General features: G+C 39.6%; 21 protein-coding genes. 3 read left to right on the top strand and 18 right to left on the bottom strand.

Annotated elements, in window-relative coordinates:
• Positions 1-94: 94 nt before the first annotated feature.
• Together ACLHK8_RS07520 and ACLHK8_RS07515 are read right to left on the bottom strand one after the other, a co-directional pair.
• A complete protein-coding gene (locus ACLHK8_RS07520; RefSeq protein WP_063698621.1) occupies positions 95-1,234 on the bottom strand; it encodes a sensor histidine kinase in 1,140 nt (379 codons plus the stop codon).
• Between the two features lie 15 nt (positions 1,235-1,249).
• Positions 1,250-1,939, bottom strand: coding sequence for a response regulator transcription factor (locus ACLHK8_RS07515; RefSeq protein ID WP_057773734.1), 690 nt, complete (start codon positions 1,937-1,939; stop codon positions 1,250-1,252).
• A gap of 456 nt (positions 1,940-2,395) precedes the next feature.
• Here ACLHK8_RS07515 and ACLHK8_RS07510 point away from each other — a divergent pair, with 456 nt between their 5' ends.
• Entirely contained in the window at positions 2,396-2,569 is a 174-nt protein-coding gene (locus tag ACLHK8_RS07510) for a hypothetical protein (protein WP_156486359.1), read from the top strand.
• Positions 2,570-2,904: 335 nt separating this feature from the next.
• Here the strand turns inward: ACLHK8_RS07510 and guaB are convergent, their stop codons facing one another.
• From guaB to ACLHK8_RS07435, 15 genes are all read right to left on the bottom strand, one after another.
• The gene (guaB, locus tag ACLHK8_RS07505) at positions 2,905-4,050 is read right to left on the bottom strand and encodes an IMP dehydrogenase (protein WP_063698623.1); all 1,146 of its coding nucleotides are present in this window, start codon (positions 4,048-4,050) and stop codon (positions 2,905-2,907) included.
• A 70-nt stretch (positions 4,051-4,120) separates the two neighbouring features.
• Complete coding sequence (locus ACLHK8_RS07500) at positions 4,121-4,822, bottom strand: DUF1129 domain-containing protein (protein WP_057773742.1); 702 nt, start codon at positions 4,820-4,822, stop codon at positions 4,121-4,123.
• A 30-nt stretch (positions 4,823-4,852) separates the two neighbouring features.
• Positions 4,853-5,959 carry a redox-regulated ATPase YchF gene (gene ychF, locus ACLHK8_RS07495; RefSeq protein WP_057773744.1) on the bottom strand — a complete coding sequence of 369 codons (1,107 nt, stop codon included), beginning with the start codon at positions 5,957-5,959 and terminating at the stop codon, positions 4,853-4,855.
• Between the two features lie 221 nt (positions 5,960-6,180).
• Positions 6,181-6,366, bottom strand: coding sequence for a DUF951 domain-containing protein (locus ACLHK8_RS07490; RefSeq protein WP_057773746.1), 186 nt, complete (start codon positions 6,364-6,366; stop codon positions 6,181-6,183).
• A 40-nt stretch (positions 6,367-6,406) separates the two neighbouring features.
• Positions 6,407-7,270 carry a ParB/RepB/Spo0J family partition protein gene (locus tag ACLHK8_RS07485; protein WP_057773748.1) on the bottom strand — a complete coding sequence of 288 codons (864 nt, stop codon included), beginning with the start codon at positions 7,268-7,270 and terminating at the stop codon, positions 6,407-6,409.
• Positions 7,260-8,018, bottom strand: a complete 759-nt coding sequence (gene rsmG, locus ACLHK8_RS07480; protein WP_063698625.1) for a 16S rRNA (guanine(527)-N(7))-methyltransferase RsmG — start codon at positions 8,016-8,018, stop codon at positions 7,260-7,262. The genes ACLHK8_RS07485 and rsmG overlap by 11 nt, the downstream gene beginning before the upstream one ends.
• A gap of 154 nt (positions 8,019-8,172) precedes the next feature.
• Positions 8,173-8,514 carry a type II toxin-antitoxin system PemK/MazF family toxin gene (locus ACLHK8_RS07475; RefSeq protein WP_063698627.1) on the bottom strand — a complete coding sequence of 114 codons (342 nt, stop codon included), beginning with the start codon at positions 8,512-8,514 and terminating at the stop codon, positions 8,173-8,175.
• Entirely contained in the window at positions 8,507-8,749 is a 243-nt protein-coding gene (gene mazE / locus ACLHK8_RS07470; RefSeq protein WP_057773754.1) for a type II toxin-antitoxin system PemI/MazE family antitoxin, read from the bottom strand. Before mazE ends, ACLHK8_RS07475 begins: the two co-directional genes overlap by 8 nt.
• 246 nt (positions 8,750-8,995) lie before the next feature.
• Positions 8,996-9,913, bottom strand: a complete 918-nt coding sequence (gene rihC / locus ACLHK8_RS07465; protein ID WP_057773756.1) for a ribonucleoside hydrolase RihC — start codon at positions 9,911-9,913, stop codon at positions 8,996-8,998.
• Between the two features lie 94 nt (positions 9,914-10,007).
• Positions 10,008-10,697 carry a class A sortase gene (locus ACLHK8_RS07460; protein ID WP_063698630.1) on the bottom strand — a complete coding sequence of 230 codons (690 nt, stop codon included), beginning with the start codon at positions 10,695-10,697 and terminating at the stop codon, positions 10,008-10,010.
• Positions 10,698-11,522, bottom strand: a complete 825-nt coding sequence (locus tag ACLHK8_RS07455) for a class C sortase (RefSeq protein ID WP_082623278.1) — start codon at positions 11,520-11,522, stop codon at positions 10,698-10,700. It lies immediately after the preceding gene.
• 92 nt (positions 11,523-11,614) lie between these two features.
• Positions 11,615-13,093 (bottom strand): SpaA isopeptide-forming pilin-related protein, encoded by a 1,479-nt coding sequence (locus ACLHK8_RS07450; RefSeq protein WP_063698632.1) that lies wholly within the window; start codon positions 13,091-13,093, stop codon positions 11,615-11,617.
• Between the two features lie 108 nt (positions 13,094-13,201).
• The gene (locus ACLHK8_RS07445) at positions 13,202-15,772 is read right to left on the bottom strand and encodes a DUF7601 domain-containing protein (protein ID WP_320531982.1); all 2,571 of its coding nucleotides are present in this window, start codon (positions 15,770-15,772) and stop codon (positions 13,202-13,204) included.
• Between the two features lie 278 nt (positions 15,773-16,050).
• Positions 16,051-17,331, bottom strand: a complete 1,281-nt coding sequence (locus ACLHK8_RS07440; protein WP_057773765.1) for a NupC/NupG family nucleoside CNT transporter — start codon at positions 17,329-17,331, stop codon at positions 16,051-16,053.
• A 249-nt stretch (positions 17,332-17,580) separates the two neighbouring features.
• The gene (locus tag ACLHK8_RS07435) at positions 17,581-19,950 is read right to left on the bottom strand and encodes an ATP-dependent DNA helicase (protein ID WP_063698707.1); all 2,370 of its coding nucleotides are present in this window, start codon (positions 19,948-19,950) and stop codon (positions 17,581-17,583) included.
• Between the two features lie 123 nt (positions 19,951-20,073).
• Between ACLHK8_RS07435 and ACLHK8_RS07430 the strand changes: the two genes are divergently transcribed.
• Entirely contained in the window at positions 20,074-20,682 is a 609-nt protein-coding gene (locus tag ACLHK8_RS07430; protein WP_057773769.1) for a C40 family peptidase, read from the top strand.
• A 190-nt stretch (positions 20,683-20,872) separates the two neighbouring features.
• A complete protein-coding gene (locus ACLHK8_RS07425; protein ID WP_245080594.1) occupies positions 20,873-22,162 on the top strand; it encodes an ISL3 family transposase in 1,290 nt (429 codons plus the stop codon).
• 212 nt (positions 22,163-22,374) lie between these two features.
• On the opposite strand, the gene ACLHK8_RS07420 is transcribed toward ACLHK8_RS07425, so the two are convergent.
• On the bottom strand, positions 22,375-23,787 hold the full coding sequence (locus ACLHK8_RS07420) for a C69 family dipeptidase (RefSeq protein WP_057773826.1): 1,413 nt from the start codon (positions 23,785-23,787) through the stop codon (positions 22,375-22,377).
• Positions 23,788-23,828 lie beyond the last annotated feature (41 nt).

Raw genomic sequence — 23,828 nt, 5'->3', positions numbered from 1 at the left:
AACAAAAAAACGCGAATCGGTTATTTCAGTCTGTTTAGGTAATTTAAAAGTGCTAGTTATGCCTAAATCAGAGAACCGTTCGCGAATTGCATTTTTATTTTTTGTTTGATTTATGTTGCTTTAAAGGTAAATCAATAATAAAGCTGGTTAATTTTTCACTCGACTCAACACGGATTTTTCCTTGGTGCAATTCCACAATACTTTGGGCAATCGCTAATCCCAGTCCAGTACCGCCCGTTGCCTTTGAACGTGAAGATTCTACTCGATAGAAACGCTCAAATAAATGGTTAAGCGATTTTTCCGGAATTTGTTCACCATCGTTGGACACGATAAACGTAATTTGCTGGCCGTTTTGGTTTGCTTCCAAATTAATATGGCGACCGCCCTTCGCGTATTTCAACGCATTTGAAATCAAATTATTAAAGACCCGTCCTAATTTTTCGGCATCTGCCTCAATTTTCAATGCAGTTGGGGTCGTTTTTACACCAATTTCAATTTGTTTTTTCTGAGCTTCCAATTCAAAACTTGCAGCCAGTTGTTCTAACATCGGTTCAACCGAAATTTCACTAAACGTCATTTTCGTAGAGGTTTGGCGGACCTTTGTATATTCAAACAAATCCTCTACCAGTGACTTCATCTGCTCAGCCTTAAGAAACGCTGTGTGCGTATATTTAAGCACATCGTCTTTTGTTTTATACTGTTTATTTTCGATCAGACCTAGGTAACCGATAATTGAAGTGAGGGGTGTCCGTAAATCGTGACTTACGTTGGTAATCAAATCATCTTTGGATTGCTCAATTTTGCGTTCCTCATCCATTGATTCAATCACTGAATCAACCAATGCATTGACACTATCCACCACTCTTTGAGTATCGCCTTTTAACGTAAACGGAATTCGGTGATCAAAGTGACCATCAGCAATATAGTGCAACTCACTAATAATATGCCGCAATTGCATTTGCTTGTACCGTCGCATCAAGCGCCAGTAAACCACCCACACATCCACAATCACCATAAAGAAAATGAAGAAATTCTGATAACTCCAAACTCGATAATTATTGGGACCAATGGTGATGGATTCTTTAATTTGAAAAATTCCTCGCTCCAAACCCGGGTTTGTTCGAATAAATTCGTTAAGCAAAATCAAAAGTGACAGATTCAAAAGAAGCAACAAAATAACTGTCACAAATCCTTCACCGAATAATTCACTTTTTTCTCGTGCAGTTAGTTTCAATACGTTACTCCTCGTTTAATGGGACTCAATCTTGTAACCCACGCCCCAAACGGTTTCGATTACTTTCTCGCCGCCAGTTGCTTCTTCAATTTTGTCACGCAAATGACTCACATGCACCATAACCGTCTTCGCTGAAATAATGCTTTCCTGCTGCCAAACACGCTCAAAAATATCATCTGCTGAAAATACACGATTCGGATGACTTGCCAGTAAATATAAAATCCCGAATTCCAAAGCAGTTAACTGAACTGATTTACCAGCTAAAGTCTTCACTTCGTGGGAATCACTATTGATCGTTAAAGGACCGATATCCAAGACTTCGGGTTCGTCTTGTTTCATATCGTTTTGACTCCGGCGAAGCAACGACTTTACACGTGCCATCACTTCCAACGGATTGAATGGCTTAGCAACGTAATCATCAGCACCCGTTAACAGGCCTTTAATTTTATCCATATCTTCCGTTTTAGCAGAAAGAATTAAAATTGGGAGTTGTGAATCACGACGAACTTCGCGAACAACTTCAATCCCACTCATTTCAGGCATCATCACATCCAAAATCATCAAACCAATGTCCGAATCTGTATGTAACTTTGTGAGTGCCTCTTTGCCATTAAACGCTGAAACTGGCTCATAACCTTCATTTTTAATGTAAATATCGAGGAGTTCAACGATTTCTTTATCATCATCAACGACTAAAATTTTCATTATTTGAAATCTCCTTATAAACTCAATTTTCTTTAGTGTAGCAAAAAAAACATCAACAAGGAATTATATCCATCGATGTTTTAGGTAATGTTAAGAATACGCCTATAAGTTTTGTCTGTTTCTAACCCGTTTTTGCGTCTATTTCGAAATCAGGTTGGCATTGTCACGCCTTGCACAAAGGTGAATACACCCACCACCGAGAGTGCTAGCGCGACTAAAACAAGAAACCAAATCAGCACTAATAAGTTAAAGAAGCCATCTCTTCTAATTGTTCTAATTAAGCTGATGAGCACATATAGCGTAACTAAAAACATGAAAATAATATAAAGGGTTATTCGCATGTTGTTGTTCCTTCTCTAATCTGAGTATTTACAGGAGAAGTATATCATACCCGCTGTAAAACTAATGAATAAAAGTCATTTTTCCTATGATATACTGGGTTTTAGGGGGGTATTTATGTTTAAAAAAGCTATGTTTGAAAGTATGTTGTTTATTGTCGCTATGCTTGTACTGCATATTTTAGGAATTCCAATCGAATTGTTAACCCATCGGCCCATATTTAACAGCCTAGTCACCAGTTTTGTTGAGGCTCCAAATCGCCCTGCCTTGTTGGTGCTAGTTGCTTGTTAAAAGCATCTGTTGAGTTTTGTTGAGGCTCCAAATCGCCCTGCCTTGTTGGGGGTTATTTTAATTACTGCCATTGCTTGTTGGTTTCTTCTGGCTTTGGTCATTTGGTTCTTTCTTTCACTTAATCGCCAATTAGCTAAACATGATTATAGAAAATAAGTTTATCTAGTTTCTTATAAATACAGAAAAACCGTTATCGATTAGGATAACGGTTTTTGTTTTGTTTTTTAGGACAGTTTCTTGAAACAGCTTTAGTGATATAAGAACGTCTTACCGCGGGATTGCGATCCCGCATCCAGGACAGTTACAGTTTGGCTTTTACCGCTTTGTTTCACTCACTACTTTTTGTAATTCGGTGCCACCTTTGTCATCTGCACATCATGCGGATGCGATTCTACTAAACCTGCATTCGTAATTTGCACAAATTGGGCACTCTCTGTCAGTGCATCAATCGTTGGTGCGCCCACATAACCCATCCCAGAACGCAATCCACCAATCATCTGGAAAATAATATCTTCAACTGAACCCTTATATTCCACACGTGCCTCAATACCTTCAGGCACCAACTTATTGGCTTCGTTTACGCCACCTTGGAAATAGCGATCTGCCGAACCATTCGACATTGCACTCAAGCTTCCCATTCCTCGGTAACTCTTGTACTTTTTACCGTTATCTTCAATGATTTCGCCTGGTGTTTCGTCAGTTCCTGACAACATACTACCCAGCATAACGGCGTTACCACCGGCAGCCAAGGCTTTTACGATATCACCAGAAAACTTAATTCCACCATCCGCAATAATATGTTTACCATATACTCGTGCAACCGTTGCTGCATCATAAATGGCAGTAATTTGAGGAACACCGACACCGGCAACTACTCGGGTCGTACAAATTGAGCCAGGACCAATACCTACTTTGACAACATCCACACCAGCGTCAAACAGTGCTTTGGTTCCCTCGCCTGTTGCCACATTTCCGGCAATTAATGTTGCTTTTGGAAAATGCGCACGAATTTCAGAAATCTTACGTAAAACACCTGCTGAATGTCCATGAGCGGTGTCGATTACAATGGCATCAACCCCGGCATCCAACAACGCCTCTGCACGGTCAAATGTGTCACTTGTCACACCAACTGCAGCAGCAACTAAAGGCCGCCCATCTTCATCACTCGAAGCATGGGGGTTCTTTTTAGGATCCGCTTTTCCAGCTGCCTTAGCTTCTAATACTTGGGTTGCTTGATCTTCAATGGACATATTCTTATGAATAACGCCCATTCCGCCTTGTCGTGACATTGAAATGGCCATTGCTGATTCAGTTACTGTGTCCATCCCTGCACTAATAATCGGAATATTTAATTTGATATTGTCCGCAAGCTGCACTGACAAATCAGTTTCATTTGGTAAAACGTGACTTTCTGCCGGTATCAATAACACATCATCAAACGTTAACCCTTTTTTTACAAATTTCGTATCCCAGTTAGACATAATTAAGATCTCGCTCCTTTTCGTTTTTAAGTTCTATCCTCGTATTCTCAAAAATTGTTCTTAAGATATTCTATAAAAATCCACCAGTTACGTGGTAGCGGCGTTTGAACCACATACGAACGCCAAACAAAACAGCTGCCAAGACTAAGTATGCTTCAAATGGTAACACAGGATTCAGTGATTGTGGTAATGATGAGAACGCCATGTAGGCTACCATCCAAACCAAAATCATCCCTGTAGCCATTCCGATCGTCTTCCAAATAGAAGTTCTTTCTTTTTTCTTGCTTGTTGGTTGCAAACGATCCGTCAAGAATGGCGCGCATGCACCACCAATGATCGAAATTGCTAACATCGCGGTGATTCCTGCAGGTCCTGGCTCACTAGTAATGGACTTAGGCTGCGCAATCAACATGATTCCAAACATTAAAGCAAAGATCATGAGAAAGACCATTCCGTTATCCAAAGCTTTCATCCAGTATTTTGTTTCTACCGGCGCCTTTTTAGGTCCTTCAACGATTGACTTCACACGGTCGGTTGGCGTGCCATAAATTTGTTTCGCCGTTTCGCCCTTTAGTTGACCGGCAAGTAAACGTAATTTTGTTTCTTCAAGTGCTTCATTTTGTTTTTCGACCGCAACATCACTTGCACTTAATTCTTTTTTAAGCCGAAACATAAAGTCTTCGTTCCGCTTGGTAAATGTTTGGTTCGTTTTGCCAGCTGAAACCTGCTGCTTGCCAGCATTACGTTCTTCGGTTGTTTTATCTTCACTCATATGCGAATTCTCTCCTCTATTTGTGCTTGTTTACACGTTAAACCGGAACTCGATAATATCTCCATCCTGAACAACGTATTCTTTACCTTCTGAACGAAGCTTGCCGGCTTCACGAACAGCTTGCATGCTACCTTTTTCATCTAAATCAACATAAGAAACTGTTTCAGCACGGATAAAGCCTCGTTCGAAATCAGAATGAATAATTCCTGCACATTGAGGTGCTGTCATTCCCTTTTTGAAAGTCCATGCTCGTGTTTCAGGACCACCAGCCGTGAAGAATGTTTCTAGACCTAATAATTTATAAGAAGACCGAATTAAGCGGTTCAATCCGGGTTCTTCAATTCCTTCAGCCTCTAAGAAATCTTTTTTATCTGCATCTTCAAGCTCAGCAATTTCTTCTTCAGTTTCAGCAGAAATTCCTAAAACCTCTGCATCAGGGTCGTCTTGCGCAATATAGTCCTTGATGGTTTGGTAGTACTTGGAATTTTCGGGATCCGCCATGTCATCTTCGGCAATGTTTGCTACATATAAAACTGGTTTTGAAGTCAATAAGAACAAGCTTCTCACAATCTTTTGTTCGTCTTTGTCGAAATCAATTGAACGAACCGCTTTGCCACTTTCCAAAACTGGTTGAATTTTTTCAAGAACAGCTAACTCAGCTAAAGCGTCCTTATCACGACTCTTAGCAGCGCGTTGGACCTTACCAAGGCGTTTATTAACAGCATCTAAATCGGAAATGCTTAACTCAATATTGATTGTTTGGATGTCTTCAACTGGATCCACTTTTCCAGAAACAGTTGTAATTTCATCATCATCGAATGCCCGGACAACATGCACAATGGCATCAACTTGACGAATATTTTCCAAAAACTTGTTTCCTAAACCTTCGCCCTTGCTGGCACCCTTAACAATTCCAGCAATATCGGTAAATTCAAAGGTTGTGGGCACGATCTTTTTGGCTGGCACAACTTCTTGAATCCGATCCAACCGAGCATCTGGCACTTCAACCATTCCGACGTTAGGATCAATCGTTGCAAACGGATAGTTAGCCATTTCGGCTCCTGCTTTGGTAATTGCATTAAACAAAGTTGACTTCCCAACATTTGGTAAACCAACAATTCCTGCTGTTAATGACATTCTTCACACGCTTTCTTTTTAATAATTTTAATTTAAGTGTATACAGTATATATAGTAACAAAAAAGGCCATCAAGGGACAGAGGCAACTCTAACGATCCATTAAAAAGCATCGCTAAATTTAGCATAATCGCTCGTTTACAGTGCTAATCCTAAAAAGACAAATTAAAAAGTCTCACAACCGTAAATTAACTATGGCTGCAAAACTCTTCTGCTCTTATACTTAAGCTTCTGCCTTTTTCAAAATTTTCTTCAATTTGCGTTCAAAATCACGCCGAGAAAGCATGACAATGTGACCACAATTCATGCACTTAATCTTGATGTCCATGCCCATGCGGATAATTTGCCACTCATTAGCCTGACAAGCATGTGGCTTTTTCATTTCAACAATATCATGTAGATCATACATGCCGTTTTTCCTCCTGCTTTGTATTCATACAATTTCTTTTCTAATCCAATGAAATATCTAACAAACTCAAAATCCGACTTAAATCATCATTTGACACATAATTAATTTCGATTTTACCGCCCTTGCTCTTCTGGTCAATAACGGCTTTGGTACCAAATTTTTCCTGTAATTGTTCTTCAATTTCACGGACATATGGTGACTCTCTGTGCGCACTCGTGAGGGTCTGTTTTTTTGTGACTTGTTGTTCATTCAAACGATTAACTAAGTTTTCCAATTGACGAACAGTCAAATGTTCAGTAATCACTCGTTTGGCCAATGGGATCAGTTTATGCCGATCCTTCAAAGCAAGCAAGGTTCGTGCTTGGCCCATCGATAGGTCGCCATCTTGCAACATTTTTTTAATTGCTTGTGGCAACCGTAAAAGTCTTAAATAGTTCGCAATGTACGGACGACTTTTGCCCAATTTTTCTGAAACTTGAGCCTGCGTAAAATTTAGCTTAGCCATCAATGAATCGTAAGCCTGCGCTTCTTCTAGCGGCGTCAAATCTTCACGCTGCAAGTTCTCAATCACTGCAGCTTCCATTGTTTCCGCATCGTTTAGTTGGCTTATCAGCGCTGGAATTGTATGTAAACCGGCCATTTTAGCAGCTCGATAGCGTCTTTCGCCCGCAATCAGTTCATAATGATTAGCGTTTGAAAGTGGCTGGCGCACAATAATGGGTTGAAAGACTCCAGAAGCTTGAATAGAATTTGCAAGTTCTCGCAAAGCCTTAGAATCAAAATTATGGCGTGGTTGATAAGGATTGGGACGAATGTCGTCTAGATTAATCTCTACAACTTGTTTGCTATCCTCATCTCGCAAAAGCTTTTCGGCGCCCATTGTAGGTTTAGATTTACTTGTCATGCTTGGTAACTTCCTTTTTCTGGCTGGCAATGGGTTCACGATTTGGTGTGCCCGGTTTACGCGGATATTTATTTGGCGTTTTACGAATTTTTTCAATCCAAACTAAATGGCGTTCATCACCTGAAACGGGTAACTCTAAATGCTCATCTTTAGTCAACTTTCCGCCTAAAACTTGCATCGCTTTGTCGGCATCTGTAAGTTCGTCTTGGGTGTGACTCGCCTTCAGTGCCAGTAATTGGCCGCCGATCTTGACTAGTGGTAAACAAAGCTCCGTCAAAACAGATAACCGCGCAACTGCCCGCGCTGTCACAAGATCGAAGGATTCGCGATGACCAAGCTTAGGAGCCGCAAAGGTTTCCGCACGGTCATGACAAAGTGTAACGTCTGTTAATTGCAATTTTTTCACTAACTCTTGTAAGAAAGTGATGCGCTTATTCAAAGAATCCACAATTGTCACTTGCAACTGGGGAAACACGATTTTTAGAGGAATTGAGGGAAAACCAGCACCGGCACCCACATCGCACAACGTAATTGGTTGCTCAAATAAAGCCGGATTTTGGACTCCTGGTAAAATTGAATCGTAAAAGTGTTTCAAATAAACGTCTTCAAGGCTGGTAATCGCCGTTAAATTTACGTGTTCATTCACTTCTACTAAGTATTGATAATATGTATGAAACTGTGCCATTTGCGTTTCAGATAGGTTGATACCATGTGCCGCAAGTGTCTGCTGAAATTCTTCTGGGTTCATGTTGTTCCTCCATTGTGAAACATTAAGTGTTCCACATTATTATAAACAAAATAAGCGGATGGAACAAGGTAAGACTTGTCTATAGTGGCTAACTAAGCCTGTTTATCTGTTAAAAAAGATACCAATCGTTTGATTAGCATCTTTTCTGTGTAATTCACAAACTCATTCCATTTTCTAAAATTTGCGTATAATTTTGAATGACTAAATTAAAATCCGCTGCCGACATTGTGGTCACTTTTTGCATATGTCTTTTCCGGTAATCAAATGAGTAAATTTGCCATGCATTAACATAGCCATCAATTTTGGTGTCGTGCACTTTAACGGAACCAAATTCATGTTTAGTATGTGTAATAGGACACACCACGCACAAACCAACCAACTTATTGTACGGCATAACACTGATTACAACTGCCGGACGGCGTTTATTGATCTCTTTGCCCGTAGAAGGATCAAAACCTAGGTAGATAATGTCCTGACAATGAGGATACTCAGTCATCAAATTCACGCCCTAATCTTTTTACATCTTCAAATTCTGATTTTTGTGGAGTGATTTTCTTCATTAATTTGGGATCTTTAAATGGGTTCTGAACTTTTGGCATAAACACAATTTCTCCTTCTGGCCCTTTAGTCACAAAATAGCGTACATTTTCATCAAGTTTAATGCTTGCGGGAACGGTTAGGACTGTGGAGTTACCAACGTGTCGAGGCTTGATTGTTTGATCCATTGCCATATTTTCTCTCCTCATCATTGTATTCTAGAAATTATAAAGTCATCATTAACAACTCAAATCATATCGTATACACACCGTGTTTACAAGAAAAACGGTCTTCTACAACCCCTATCACAACTCTCACAAAATAAATTACGCGCCATGAACGTTTTTCTACTAATTAATTTGGACATTTTTCAGTTGAACAAAAAAACAAGCTCTCACATTTTTGTGCGAAATCTTGTTTCAAGTTCACTCTATTTTTAATTATTCGACTTTCATATTCCGCACTTCTTCAATGAACCACTGATTAAAGTCATCGGCATCAATGCCAACTGCCACTTCAGCGTTCGTTTTCCCTTGATGATAAGCCCCGCGAATATCGGCCACTGTTTCACCGATCGCCGGACCGCTTGTTTGCACATCAATCCAGTAACTTGCCATTTGGTAGAACTCCGGATGTAATAAGTAACAAATCGTGTTGACGTCGTGCATTGGGATGCCACCTTCATGACCTTCATAATAATGTTTGAAAATGGCTGCCAACATGTTCCCTGCTTCACCCAGAGTTGCAACGGTATCCAGTGTTTTTGGAGTAAGCAACGCCTTCATTGTGACATCCAAGCCAATCATTACGATCGGAATTCCAGAGGCATACATAATCTTTGCTGCGTCAGGATCGGTAAAAACATTAAACTCAGCAGCACTGGTCATGTTGCCACGGCCTAAAGCACCCCCCATGGCAACGATCCGAGAAATTTTAGACTTAACTTCCGGATGAACTGCCAAAAGTAGTGCAATATTCGTATAAGCTCCCGTTGGAACTAAGGTGATTGGATCCTCGCTGCGCATAATGGTAAGGTACAAAGCTTCCATTGCGGAATGCTTCACAGTATCTCCGACCAGTTCATCGAAATCATAGCCAGGCATTCCTGATTCACCGTGAATCCGCGCTGCATCTTCAAACGGCTTCAGTAAAGGTTGTTCGGCACCACTAGCCACCGGTACTTTTTTGTTAAAAAAGTGCACTAATTTCAAAGCATTCTTAGTGGTTTTATCGACAGTTACATTGCCGGCAACTGTTGTAATTAGTTTGACGTCAAATGCTGGATTATTCAAAGCTACAGAAATTGCCGCAGCATCATCGATTCCTGGGTCGCAGTCTATAATTATTTTGGTGGTCATTGTTTTGCCCTCCTCGATTTGTTAGATCTCTCTAACCTCCATTGTACTGGATTCTCGGATTTTTAATAGTCTAAATTCTTTACAGGTGCTTGGCCTAACCAAAAATATTTTTGTACTGATTCAAGTCGGTACTCGTCCCCACAAGTTCTCCTTTCACCACGATCCGGTTAGGTTCATTCGCATATGGCGACGCACAGGTAATTAAAGTCACTACTTTTTTCCCTGCAACCTCTTTTAGAACTTCAACCTCATTTTTAGGAACGGTGCGTTTGCTGTAAGTTCGGTAACGATAAACTTTCTGCATATCCGTTAAATAAATCATATCCCCAATTTTAACTCGTTTTAATGGGGAAAATAGAATCTGCGTATTCGTCATATAATGGCCAGCCATGGCATAGTTTCCCTGACCCATCTGTTGATCTTCACTCATCGTTCCAGCACCGCGAGAAAGCACCTGGTGGCCCAGACCTTTCCCAATTGGAAGTCGCAGCGAAACATTTGGAATGGCGACTTTTCCAACTGGCGCATAGTCTGATGTATCCCCTTGAACAAAATCTTTGGCGGTACCCCAAGTCGTGCTGGCGGGATTCAGCATTTTAACAGATGAGTAATCAAAATTGGCTGGTTTTCGTTTGGAAGCTTCCACTTTTTTGGGTGTCATGTTATCCACTTCTTCATTTCCCATGTTTTGAATTAGCGGATTACTTAACAAGCCAATCAGCGCGATGATCAATCCGACACAAAAGATGCTGGCGACTAACCACTTTTTAAATTTTCGGCTCATCTACTTCACCTTCTTTTTCTTATACCAACGATAGCCACCATATGCAGCGCCTCCAGCTACAATTACTCCGAGACCGATCCAGATCCACGGAATTTGTTTCTTAGGGGCTGGTTCTTTCTCGTTTGGAATCCGATGTCCCCGAACCAACAAACGATGCGTGTTAATCATGTATGGCGTACAAGTCATCAACGTCACATAGTTATAATTATCATCCTTCGCAAAATTACCTAGTTCGGTCGGCTTGATCGTTTTGATTCGATCGACTTTGTAAGTCATCTTCTTACCCTTCGAATTAATGAAGAAACGATCACCCTTTTTTAATTTGGGCAAATCTGTAAAGAGCTTGCTTCCAGGCAACCCTCGGTGAGCCGTCACCACACTATGCGAACCCTTCTTGCCATCTAGTGGTGAAGTCTTTTCCATCAGCCCGGCGCCTTCACTTAATTGAAGATCCGCAGTTCCTTTAAAAATTGGTAATTTTGAGTCAATACCAGGAATATTAATCGTTCCCAACATTTCAACCTGAGTCAGCATTCCATTCATCGTGTGTGATTTTTTGTCTTTATCTACCTTTTTGACATTAAACTGTTGAAACGGGTTTTTAAACCAGGACAACGTTTTATTAATGCGGGAGGTGGAAACAACGACGGCTTGCTTACTATGTCGCGAAACGTCATTATATGTGTCGATCATGCGGTGCTGTTGTTGTTGCGACATTGCATTTGAAACGAACGGGAAGGCCAGAATTCCCAGCCCGATGACAAATATTAGCGTTGCAAGTATTCGTTTTAGCCATTTTTTCTTAATGACTAACACCTCCTTCATAAAATTTATTTTTACTATTTATGTATAACAATAAGGATGAGTTTTCATCCTTATCGTTGATAAAACTTATGTTGTAAAAGTCAGATTAGTGATTAAACTAATTTGTTTTTACGTGATTTGTAGTAGTAAAATCCTGCGCCACCCATCATTACTGCACCAACAAGGACGAATAACCAGATTCCCATACCACCAGTGGTTGGAAGACCAATCTTTGTATTTTCAATTTCTTGATCAGAAGTTGCCGAACTACCGGAATTGATTGTGAAAGGAATTAATTCTTTCTTTAATCCATAACCAGCTGGGGCCTTAGTTTCTTGGAGATAGTATCGTGTGCCTTCACCGTTATATGGCAATCCAGAAACAGATAATTTTCCATCGTCATCTGAAGTAATCTCACTTGCATTATCAAGATTGGTTACCCATTTAACAAATTTGTTATTACCATCTAGTTGCGCATACTTACGTGTGTCCGTGTTGTTATTAGTAACAACGAACTCAGCACCTTCTAAAACTAATTCTTCATCTTCACTATCGACTTTAATAAAGTCTTTATCTCCAGTCGTTAAGAAGTTGTCAATTTTAAAGACCCATCTACCATCTGTAGGCTCTGTTAATGTAGCCCAATCAGCTGATCCTTCACGCTTTGTAAGTGTTCCGTTATTAACATTAAATAAGAATTTACCTTCAAGTAATTTCCATCCATCTAAAGTCTTAGTTTCTTCAAGGGAATAGTCTCCGTTTGAAAGCTTTTGAATTTCAATTTTTCCGTCTTCCCCGGTTGTTTTAGTAACACTCCCATTCGGCCCTGTTAGAGTAAATTCAACGCCTGCTTTTGTAATATATTTTGTTATATCCTCAGGATCTTGCATTTGTTTTTCCAAACCTAGGTCGGTTTTGGGAACTGTGTTTTTGGCATATAGATGAATTTTACTTGATGTTTCATGATCTTTCAGCGGAAGTCCAAAAATTAACGGTGCCGAAATCGAAGTTGCTTGACTAGAATCAGCATCTGTTTCTAGAATTAAATATTTACCTTCATTTGAAATGCCTTCTTTATTGAAATTGAAAGTATTTCCTGTCCAGCCTTCGCTCTTAGTGTCAATCGTGTGTACAGCAGTTAAACCATTAGATGTAAGATATGTTCTTTGTGCCGCCAATATTTCGTCAACAGTTAAATCATTACCCTCGGCATCTTTTGAAAACTTGGAGATCAATTCCTGCTGAAAAGCGTTAAAGGCCTCTCCGTCATCTGCATATTGCCCCGATGGTTGCTCATCTTTCCAAGCTTCAAAAGTTGATTCAATATCGAAAATTGAAAACTCAACATTCCCATCTGTTTTTTTATCATAGACTTCGTACCCTGGAATATCAGTTTTTTCAGCCCCGTCACTTTCGATAGTTTGAGCATCATCAGAGTTTTTTACCATTTTATGCAAACTAATTGTAAAATCTGTTTCCGCTGCACTCACACTCTTAATACTTGTTAACCCAAGTGCTAAAGGTGCCATGGCTGCTGCAACCAGCAGGCCGGCCCCAATTTTTTTAAAAAGCCCTTTTTTCTTTACTGTCATGTGTTTTCCTCCTAATATTTAGCTATTACCCTCTTTGATTTTTTCTCGGACGCTCAATAAAAATTCATTTAGCCTCGCCGTTCCAGTACTAATGGCAATATGATCCAATTATCCATTTAAGCTACCTCGGCGGTTTTTGTTAAACAAGAAGCCACCCAAGGCTACTAATATAAAACCAACGAGAATAACTATAAAGTTTCCAATTCCACCTGTTACAGGCATTGTAGGCTCAGTTAAATGATTATTAAATACGACTGAAGTTGAGCTAGCGCTGATATTTTCAAAATCAATTGTGATTTCTTTTTTGTCTTCAGCATCATTTTCATCATGTTTAACTGTTGTTTTGTATCCATCTGCGTCAATTTCAGTAATTGTGACCTTTGCATTCTCTGGCAGTTCCTTAATTGTGGCAGTTTGGTCGGCTTCTAATTCGATTGAAGAAGTTGAGTTCCCTTCTTCATCAAATTCAATGGTTTGTTCTGTACCACCGTCAATTGAGTATTTATAACTACCCGCTTCTTTTGGATCAATACTCAAATTAAATTTGAATTTAGTGCCGCTTGGAACATTACCAGTCACTGTTTTTTTAATTTTAAGATCTTTAGTTTCTGGTTCTTCTTCGTCAAATTTATTTGTGTAGTTAACAATATGGCTCTTACCGGTCTCTTCAGTTCCCATTTCAATTTGCCCAGTTTGTGTGCCACTAATTAAACCCTCTTCGCCTGCGATATCAATGCTCGTTTCTGCCCCATGCGCTTGTGTTTCATTAATGGAAAATTTAGATCCATTTGGTACGGTTAATGAAACATGCTCTCCATGCTTCAAACTAATTTCTTCTGATTTACCATCCTTAAAGTTAAGGTCAACTTCCTCGCTTGAACCATTAATTCTTATTTTGAGAGAACCTGTAAAGGTCTCATCATCTAAACGTGTAATAACAAACTTGAAGTCTTTATTTTTGTCCTCGTCGCTACCATCAACTGTTTTTTGGACAACTAATTGGGTAGTTTCTGGTTCAGGATCTACTGGTTTAGTTGGGTTGTACGTCCAAGAATGCGTTTCAGCAGATGACCCTGTATAGGTATCAGCAACAATTGTTCCATTAAAGTCAGTTGTACTTGTAACTTTCTGGGTCGGTGCCAATATGGATCCAAAGAACCTACTACCAACAAGTGTGATGTCCTTAAATTCTTCTGGAATTACCCACAAAATTGAATACTTAAATTCATTTCCTCCACTTTCAGGATCGGCACCAACATCATCACCATCAACAGTTATTTTCATATGAGCAGCACCCAGTGTGCCTTCGCTATTTGGCGATGCAATAAAGATGACATTTTGATCATTTCGTAATTTAATGTCCAATTCTTTACCAGCTATTTGTGAATTATTGACCTTAATAACAAATGTATTTTGTATCAATTCATTCTCAAAATTTAACACTACCCGATTATCATCATTTGTCGTCAAATAACGAGTGTCATTAAAATCAATTGCATACGGTGTTCGAACTAGGTCATCTCTTGTCGCATCTAATTGACTTAAAGTACTCGTGACATCAATCCAATTTTCATTAATTGCAGCTCCAGTTGGATTACTTGACTCGCTACCGTCACTGGTATGATATCTAATTAATGATGTTCCCAATGGTCCACCAGTCAAACAAGTTCCACTATCATTTTCATCCGGTACTAAACTATGACTATTACCAAAAACACCGGTTCTAAAACTAATTTCATTTTTTGAGCCATCATAATTCTTTACATAACTAGTTTCTTGCCAATGCTCATCACGTTTCTCATTACCAATACCAGAAGTATTGGTTAAGGAATTAACCGCAATGTTTCCACTAGTATGGGCATGCCCACCAGCCACAAAATTTTCTGCAAAAATATGGAAGTTCGCTGCAACACCCAATGGATTACCAGTCCGGTCAGGCAAAGTTGGCAAATCAATGTTTTCGATTGCTTTAGCAGCCTTTCCTGCAATACTTTCAGTATCGGCGTCCGCATCCGCATCATCCTCTGATTCATTGTTTTCACTACTCTCAGTATTTGCTTTGGAAGATGTTTCAGATTCTTTGTCAGTCGCTGTACTTTCCTCTGATTCAACCTTTTCATTTTCAACAGGAGCTAAAAACGAAAGAGATCCAAATTTGATGGTCTCTGTCAAACCACTAAATTTCATTTCCATATTGGCTTTAGAATCTTCGGTAATCGTTTGAACTTCAAGTGGAAGTGTCACTTCATAATCAAATACCTGATCATCTTCAATATTCTCAAAATCTGCTTCATTCCACTTCAACATGTAACTATTAAGACTTGATTCATACTGAAAAGTCATTGTCGGCGCTTTTACAAAGGTCCCGTTAACAACCTCTGGCGTAATTTGTTGTGCACTACTTGCTATCTTTAAACTATCTGACCCAAGCAATTGTAAAACTGTACTATCGTTTTCACGAGCCTGCTTTCCAGTCATCTTCAAGTGAAACTTGGCGTTCACTTGCTTGTCTGCATCAACCTCCTCTAGTTTTTCGCCATTTTCGTTTGTCAGTTCTGTCTCCGTGATCTTAAATTGATCGTCTTTGTCTTCCTCAGCAAAGGCTCCCGTAGCAGGGTATCCTATCCCGAAGAGTAACAGACAGATCATTAAAACCGAGTAAACTTTTCTCATGGTCATACCGTTATTCCTCCTATACTGCGTCAATTGCAGCTCACTATCGTATCTATCTTATCGGAATCATAACATGGCTTTTATCTAGATTGGAATCAATATACTCATGTTTTTCTTATGGTTTCAATAATAATATAGTTAAGCATATAATCTTTAAAAATAACTATATTTAATAACCACTCTAAAATTGAGTTCTTGGAATTAAAAAATCCCCTGACAGTTAATAAGCAAACTTTCACTTATCAACCACCAGGGGATTGAACTATTTATTTAATTTTTCGATTCTACCAGCTAAACAGCCCAACCACGCCGGCTGACATTAGCGAGACTAACACACCGGATAACAGCATGTAGCCCACGTTTTTAGAGATCACATCATTCTTCTTACGATCAACAATTCCTTTAAACGCACCGATAATCATCCCGGTCGTTGAAAGGTTTGCGAAAGAAGTTAAGAAAACAGTTAGCATCGCCTTGAAATGAGGCGCATACGTATCAACAACAGGAGAAACTTTTCCCATAACGACAAATTCGTTGGTAACCAGCTTGGTTCCCATGAATTGGGCAAATTTGAAGGCCGTTGGGACATCTAACCCTAAAAGCCAAGCAAATGGGAACATGATCACTCCTAAAATATTTTCCAAAGTTAACCATGGGAAAATTAATTGTAATCCTTCATCAATTAACTTAGCTAAGGCCACGAATGCAATAACGTTCGCTAAAATAATTAGCACTAATTTACCAGCACCTAAAATAGAATCTCCCAAGAATGAGAAAAATGGTTCTTTCTTGGGTTTCATATCTTCTTTAACTTGTGCTTCTGCTAAGTCTTCAGAGCCACTCGTATCGGTAGTTTGATTATTTTCTTCAACTTGTGAACTTCCACCGATTTTGGCAATGGTATCCTCTTCCGGCGTTACAGTCACGGGATTTAAAATGATTGTGACAATAATTGCATTCACAATATTAATTGGAACTGCGGCGATCACGTACTCACCGGGCATCATCTGCATGTAGGCTCCCAAAATCGAAGCTGTCACACAACTCATTGACATCATGGCAATCGTTACCAGGCGTTGAGCTTTCATTTGTTTCAATTGTAAACTCGAAACAGCAAGTGCTTCGGTATTTCCAAGAAACATCATTTCAACAGCGAAAAATGATTCGAATTTTGGTTGGCGCGTAACAAATGCCAAACCACGACCTACCCATTTAATTAACCAAGGTAGGAACCCAATATAAGTCAAAATATCGAATAATGGCACAATCATCAAAATGGGTAATAACGAACTTGTCACAAAGTCCATTTGTTTGACGTCCACCCAACTCGCTAAAGCAAAACCAATTCCTGAATACGAAATTTGCACCATCCAATTAAACGCATTGGCAGCTGCTTTAACACCGTCAATTCCGATCGAGAAGCCCGTTAAAAACCAGGCCAAGAAGACGTTAATCACTAACATCGTGATCACTGAACGCCAATCAACATGTTTCTTATCTTTGGAGAACAAAAACGCGACACCGATAAAAACAAGAATTCCAATAATATTAATGAGTAAGTACATGTCTGCAAGCTCCCTCTTCCTATATAATCCCCACAATTACAACAGTCTTTATATAATATACAGATTAAGTGGCACGCTGTAAACAAGCAAATATCCGATAGGTCCCTTTTGACCTTGTTTACCCATCTAAAACAAAAAAGCTTTCAGCCTGAAAGTTGACTGAAACGTAGTGGCAATATTTCACTACTCGGTCATTTTCATTCTGAAAACTATTCAAAAATTTATGCTTCATATTTTCGAATTGATTTTTTACTCATTCAAATTTTGCCAAAATTCCTGAACATTTTTTGCCAACTGATCGATTGAATACACCCGCTGATAGTTTTGCCAGTGTCGTGGAAACAGCTGTGTATAGCGCTGACTGCTAAACCGGTTGTCCATCAAGAGTACGTTGCCGGCATCCTGATCACTACGAATCAAGCGTCCCGCCGCCTGCAGGACATGGTTCATCCCCGGTAGTTGATAAGCATACTCAAATCCTTTGCCATTTTTTTGGTCAAAGTAGTCTCGAATTAAATTGCGTTCATCACTCAATCCCGGCAAGCCAACACTCACAATTGCCACCCCAATCAAGTAATCACCCACCAAATCGATTCCTTCAGAAAAAATACCACCCAGCACACTAAAACCAATTAACGAATGCGGATAATTTTTCGCAAACGCATCGAGAAATTCTTGGCGGGCCTCTTCATTCATCTGATTGCTTTGCTCAATCACATTGAATTGTTGATACTTTTGAAGAAAGGCGTCTTCAATTTGTGTCATGTATTTGTATGACGGGCAAAAAATAAGATAGTTTCCCTTTTTGGCATTCACCATTTCAAAGATGCTTGAAACAATGTTGGCCAAACTATTTTCTCGTTGTCGATAGGTTGTATTGACATATTGCGTAATCAAAATATTTTGCCGTTTTTCTATAAATGGCGAAGTTAGCTGTAACGTCAGTCCGTTTTCGGCGCATCCCAACGTTTCCTTAAAATAATCCATTGGTGATAACGTGGCCGAAAAGAAGACCACCCCACGCCCCATTTTTAATGACATGTCTAAGTACGGACTCGGATCCAAACACAACTCTTTCACGCTTACACTCTGGTCATCATTAATTGTCACAATCACGCGATAACTTTCATCGTAGAAAGCTGAAATTTTGACGTACCTTAATAAGGTGAAATAAAAATCTAATATTTGGGAGGTAAAAGGGGTCGGCGCCTGTTTCGCCAACCAATCTGACACAAAAGTATTGAACTTCTCTAACCCATGTCGAAACCCAGTCAACTCTTCAGTCGTTATTGCTTGGGTTTTGTGTTGTTCCGTCAAGGGAAGTTTTACTTGATCAAAAACCGTCTGAACTTTCTTTAACTGATTGGTAATTCCTTGAATATCTTCGTTTTTACTAGCCGTTTTGCCAGCTTTAATTAAATCATCAGTTACCCGATCATCGACTTCGGCAGTATACATATCACGCGATCGCGACACTAAATTATGGGCTTCATCAACCAAGAAAAAATTAGAATCATCAGGTTGGGTGAAAAACCGTTGCAGATACACGATCGGATCAAACAGATAATTGTAGTCACAGATAATGACATCCACGAAGGTCGAAATATCTAGTGAAAACTCGAACGGATCTAAAGTATGTTTCTTCGCATACTTTTCAATGGTTGGCCGCGTAATTTGATTTTCGTTTTCAAAAACGTCGCGAATGCCATCCTTCAAGCGATCGTAGTAGCCAATCATATATGGATTATCTTCTGGTGCAACGTCCACTTCTTCAGGAAAAATGATTTTATCTTTGGCCGTTAACGTAATACTTTTGATCTGCAAACCCTTTTCCACCATCAATTGCAGCCCTTTTTCCGCAACACTACGGGTACTTTGTTTGGCGGTTAGATAAAATAAGCGATCACACAAATCTTCACCCATCGCTTTAATACTAGGAAATAAGGTTGAAATCGTCTTGCCCGTTCCCGTGGGTGCTTCAACAAATAACCGTTTCTTCAAGGCAACCGTCTTGTAGACCGCCACCGCCAAATCTCGTTGGCCATTGCGATATTCGTCAAATGGGAAATCTAGGTCCTTGATACTTTGATTTCGCGTTTTCCGCCAATCACTGCGCATGACTAGCCAGCTGCGATACTCTTCAATTAAGCCGTCAAAGAATTTCTGAAGTTCTTCGTGTGTATAGGTGTGCTCTGTTTTGGTGATTTTGTCAGTTGTCCGTTGGTAATACGTTAGGCGTAAAGTAACTTCTGGCATATCCAAATCATGGGTCAAAATGGCTCCATAAACTTTGGCCTGACTCCAATAAAGGGTCAGTGTATTTTCTGATAAATCCTCGAAATCAGGATCCGACGTTTTAATTTCTTCGATTAAGAGTTGATCATCAGTTTGAATCACACCATCTGCGCGCCCATCAATCACATAGTCTTCGTCGGCCATGGAAACTGTCCGTTTCACGTAAACTTCTTTTTCATAGTTTTCGCCACCCGCCTTTTGAAGCTTCCGGTGAATTCGAGCTCCTTCTAAAGCCGTATTTTGACTATTACTCGAAGAATTCAGGTCACCAGCACGGAGAACAAACTCAACTAGTTCCCGAATACCTATTTTTTTAGCTGTCATCCGTGCCGTCCTTTCTTTACATTTAGTAATATCTCGACTTACTTTTAAAACAGTTTTGTTAACTTTCCGTAATATAAGCTTGTTATGATTATTAAATTCGGTCAAATAATTAAGGGAGTACTTATGAAAATTAAATCTGCATTACCTATTTTACTATTCTTTACCACATTTTTGGCGATCTTCTTCGGTCAATCTACAATTTCGGCGGACAGCATTAAGCCAATTCAAGGAATTCAGACAACTGTCAACCACAAAGACTGTTTGGCTTCGCTTAGTATTCCTAAGAAAACTCAACAAATCAAAGCTGACTCCAAACCAGAAGTGTCTGAAACCAGCACCAAAAAAGCAACTAAAAGCTACAGTACTTTGATCAACTTAGCGCGCAAACAACTTGGCAAGAACTATGTTTGGGGAGCTGTTGGCCCAGACACATTTGATTGCTCTGGCTTAACCCAATACCTCTTTGATAATGCCTACAATAAAACATTACCAAGAACGGCCGCAGCTCAATATGCCGCTTTTGATCATGTTTCTCATGATAACGTTAAACCTGGAGACCTTGTTTTCTTCAGTTATAACGGTGGCGCTTCAATTGATCATGTGGGGATTGTCGTTTCTGGTGATAACCAAATGATTGATGCGCAAGACCGTGGCGTAATCAAAGAAAGCTACATGGCATCTTATTGGAAACCTTACATTGCTGGCTATGCGCATGTGATGGATCTTAAGTAATTTAAAACGACACTTAAAAACTAAAACGACTTTTGCAGGATTTCATGCAAGAGTCGTTTTTTTCGATTAAAAAGCTGATTCCCGTAATAACATGGGATCCGCTGTGAAATTATTGGGTCTACACTTTCTGGTATTGGTGAATAACTGATACCAGTTTTTATTTTGAAAATTAAAAGGACATCTGTCCTCTTTGTGCTACGATTTAATCGCCAAACAAAATCGAAAAGAGGAAAAACAGATGTCCCTAACTAATTCTATTTTAAGCTTGTTTGAAATGACAGACCCAAATATAACCGTAACTGGTGTTACCAAGAAACGTTGCCCGAATGGACAACGAATTCATGTCGTTCACGCCAACCTTTCTTATCAGCTTGTGAAATGTCCCCATTGTGGCCATAAAAGTCTAATTAAAAACGGTACCCACGTTAGTCATCTAAGGTTGGGAACCTTATCAGGCGGACGTTATGAAATGCAGCTAAGAAGACAAAGATATCAATGCCAACATTGTTTAAAAACCTGTGGAGCTAAAACTAACCTCGTTAGACGTAATGAAACTTTTACCCACAATGTTAAACATCAGGTCATTGTGCTAGCTCGTGACATGCTGACCAGTAAAGAAATCGCTAAAATTTGTGGCATTTCACCAAGTAGTGTGCAACGTATTTTAAATGCAAATATTCACTTGGCTTACCGTGTTAAGCAACTTCCACCAAATCTTTGTTTCGATGAATTTCGTTCCTGTAATCATCTAATGTCCTTTAACTGTTGCGATGCCGTTAGTCATCGCCGCATTGTGACCCTCGAAGATCGTCTCAGTAAGGATATCATTGATTACTTTGAAGCTCGTTATTCAGTTCAAGAACGTGCGAAAGTTCAAACAATTACTATTGATATGAACGCCGAATATGCCAGCTTTATTCATCGTTTATTCCCGAACGCTGTCACGATTATTGACCGTTTCCACATTATTCAGCTTGCTGGTCGTGCACTAGACAATGTACGTACACGCATTATCCGTACTTTTCAAGATAAGCATTCACGCATTTACCGCATCCTTAAATCTCAATGGCGTTTATTTCATTTGGCAGAAGAGAAAATCAATGACACTAAGCTTATCTATTTACGAGGCATTAACGAGTATATGACCCAACAGAACGCCATCGACCTTGCCTTAGATGAATTTCCAGAATTCAAAACTGTGTATCAAACTTATCAAGGCATTCTAACTGCTATCCACCAAAAGAATGCCACGGGATTTAAAAATTTGATTACCAACTACCAAGTAGCTGGTAATCAAATGGACGTCACCATTTCAACCTTCGTTAAGAACGGCTCAGCAGTGCTCAACAGTTGTCGTTATCCGTATTCTAACGGTCCTATTGAAGGACTTAATCGCAAAATCAAGGTATTAAAGCGTAGCTGTTTTGGTTTTCGAAATATTCATAACTTCTTCATTCGTATCAGTTTAATTCATGAGTAAACAAAAAGCACATTCACCGAAGTGAACATGCCTTCAAAAATCTCTACCAATACAGTTTGACAGAGACCCAAATTATTGTATGTGTTTTAGCATTTACAATAAGACCAAGATTTGAGCCAACAAGTTATCTCAAATTTGCGTCCACAGCGTTCCAGCCCAATTTTTATGGAGGAAATCAGCTTTTTAAACTATTTAGCTATTCAATTCTAATCCTATAAATTCTTATCCATATTAAACGTCAGTTTCGACAATCCGGCGCCCTGCACAACCAAACTCCCAATGAAATCAACGGTTTGTTTACGCATTTCAGCAACTAAAACTTTATTTTGATCAGTTAAGTAATCTGATAAAGCTGTTCCGGACAAGTCGCGCGCTTTATTATCTGTATTTTCCAAATGACGACGCTGCGTTTCCCGAATTGCTGTTAAGTAATCGCGAGAGTTTTGCACAAATTGTGGATAGTGACTTTCCACCATCATCGATAATGTGCGATACATCCAGTAAGCATCATCGAAATTAAAGTTCATGGCTGTATTCTTATAACTGTCGTCCGTATCCGTCGCATTGCTGTAGAACGGTACGTAAGGACTGAAAGAAGGCACCCCAAAGTTCAACCAATAAATTGCGGCCTGTTCATCTGGCACGTCATTACGAATCTGCAGCACATGTGAATTTTGCGTTCTGTTCATTGAAATTGGACGATAACGATATTTATCTGCACTTTCACCAGGTGCTAGAGGATCGTATTGTGTTTCGTTATAGTGGGAACCCAAAATAAATTCCACATCTTCGACCGAAATTTTATGTGATGTATGACAAATAAATGGCAGCTCACCAGATTCTGGATCCTGTTCAATTTCAGGATTCAGGAATTTTTGTGCGTACCAAACTCGTGGTGTATTGTAATGGCGATCTTTTTCGTTAAATGTGCCAAAAATATGGCGGAAGTTCCAACCCTCATCGTCCACATTCAAATGATGTTTTTCAACAAATTCTTGAATTCCATCGGCCCACATGAAATTATCGGGATCATTGAAATCAACTTGTTGAATCGCAACTTCATTAGCAGCTACAGCATACGCATCATCTGGAATACGTTGAGCGACCCAGTAATGACCAGTCACAATTTCCATGTACCAAACGTCTTTTTTATCACTGAAAAGAACACTATTTCCGGCATTAGAACCATACTTGGTGATTAGTTGGCCTAGTCTTTGGACACCTTCAACAGCAGAATTCACATAAGGAAGAACCATCGTTTCAAGCGAATCTTCACCTAATCCGTCTTCAACCAAAGGATCGTATGCTAACGTGCGTTCATTTCCGTAAGTACTTTCGGTAGCACTGACCGCCACGTTTTTCTCATTAATCCCACTTTCATCGTTCACACCTTCGTGAAGTTTGCTGGGATCGGCATCTGGCGTTGCTGTATAACGATAGCCGTTTTCTGGTAACGTTGCTTCAAAACCGTTTAATTGGGACTTTAAAATCACTTTTTGCCCCTTAACAGCTGGGTGCATATAAAATTTCTTTGGATGAATCGGCAAATACCGATCTTCGTTTCTTGCAATCATTGTTGAACCATCTAAACTGGCCTTTTTTCCTACTAAAACTGAGGTACACATGCTGGTTACTTTACTCACGTTTCATCGTCTCCATTTCTGTG

This window comes from Pediococcus sp. M21F004 (genome assembly GCF_051122535.1).
Lineage (GTDB): Bacteria > Bacillota > Bacilli > Lactobacillales > Lactobacillaceae > Pediococcus > Pediococcus inopinatus.
Note: the sequence above shows the minus strand (reverse complement) of the source record. Positions and strands in the feature narration are given on the sequence as shown.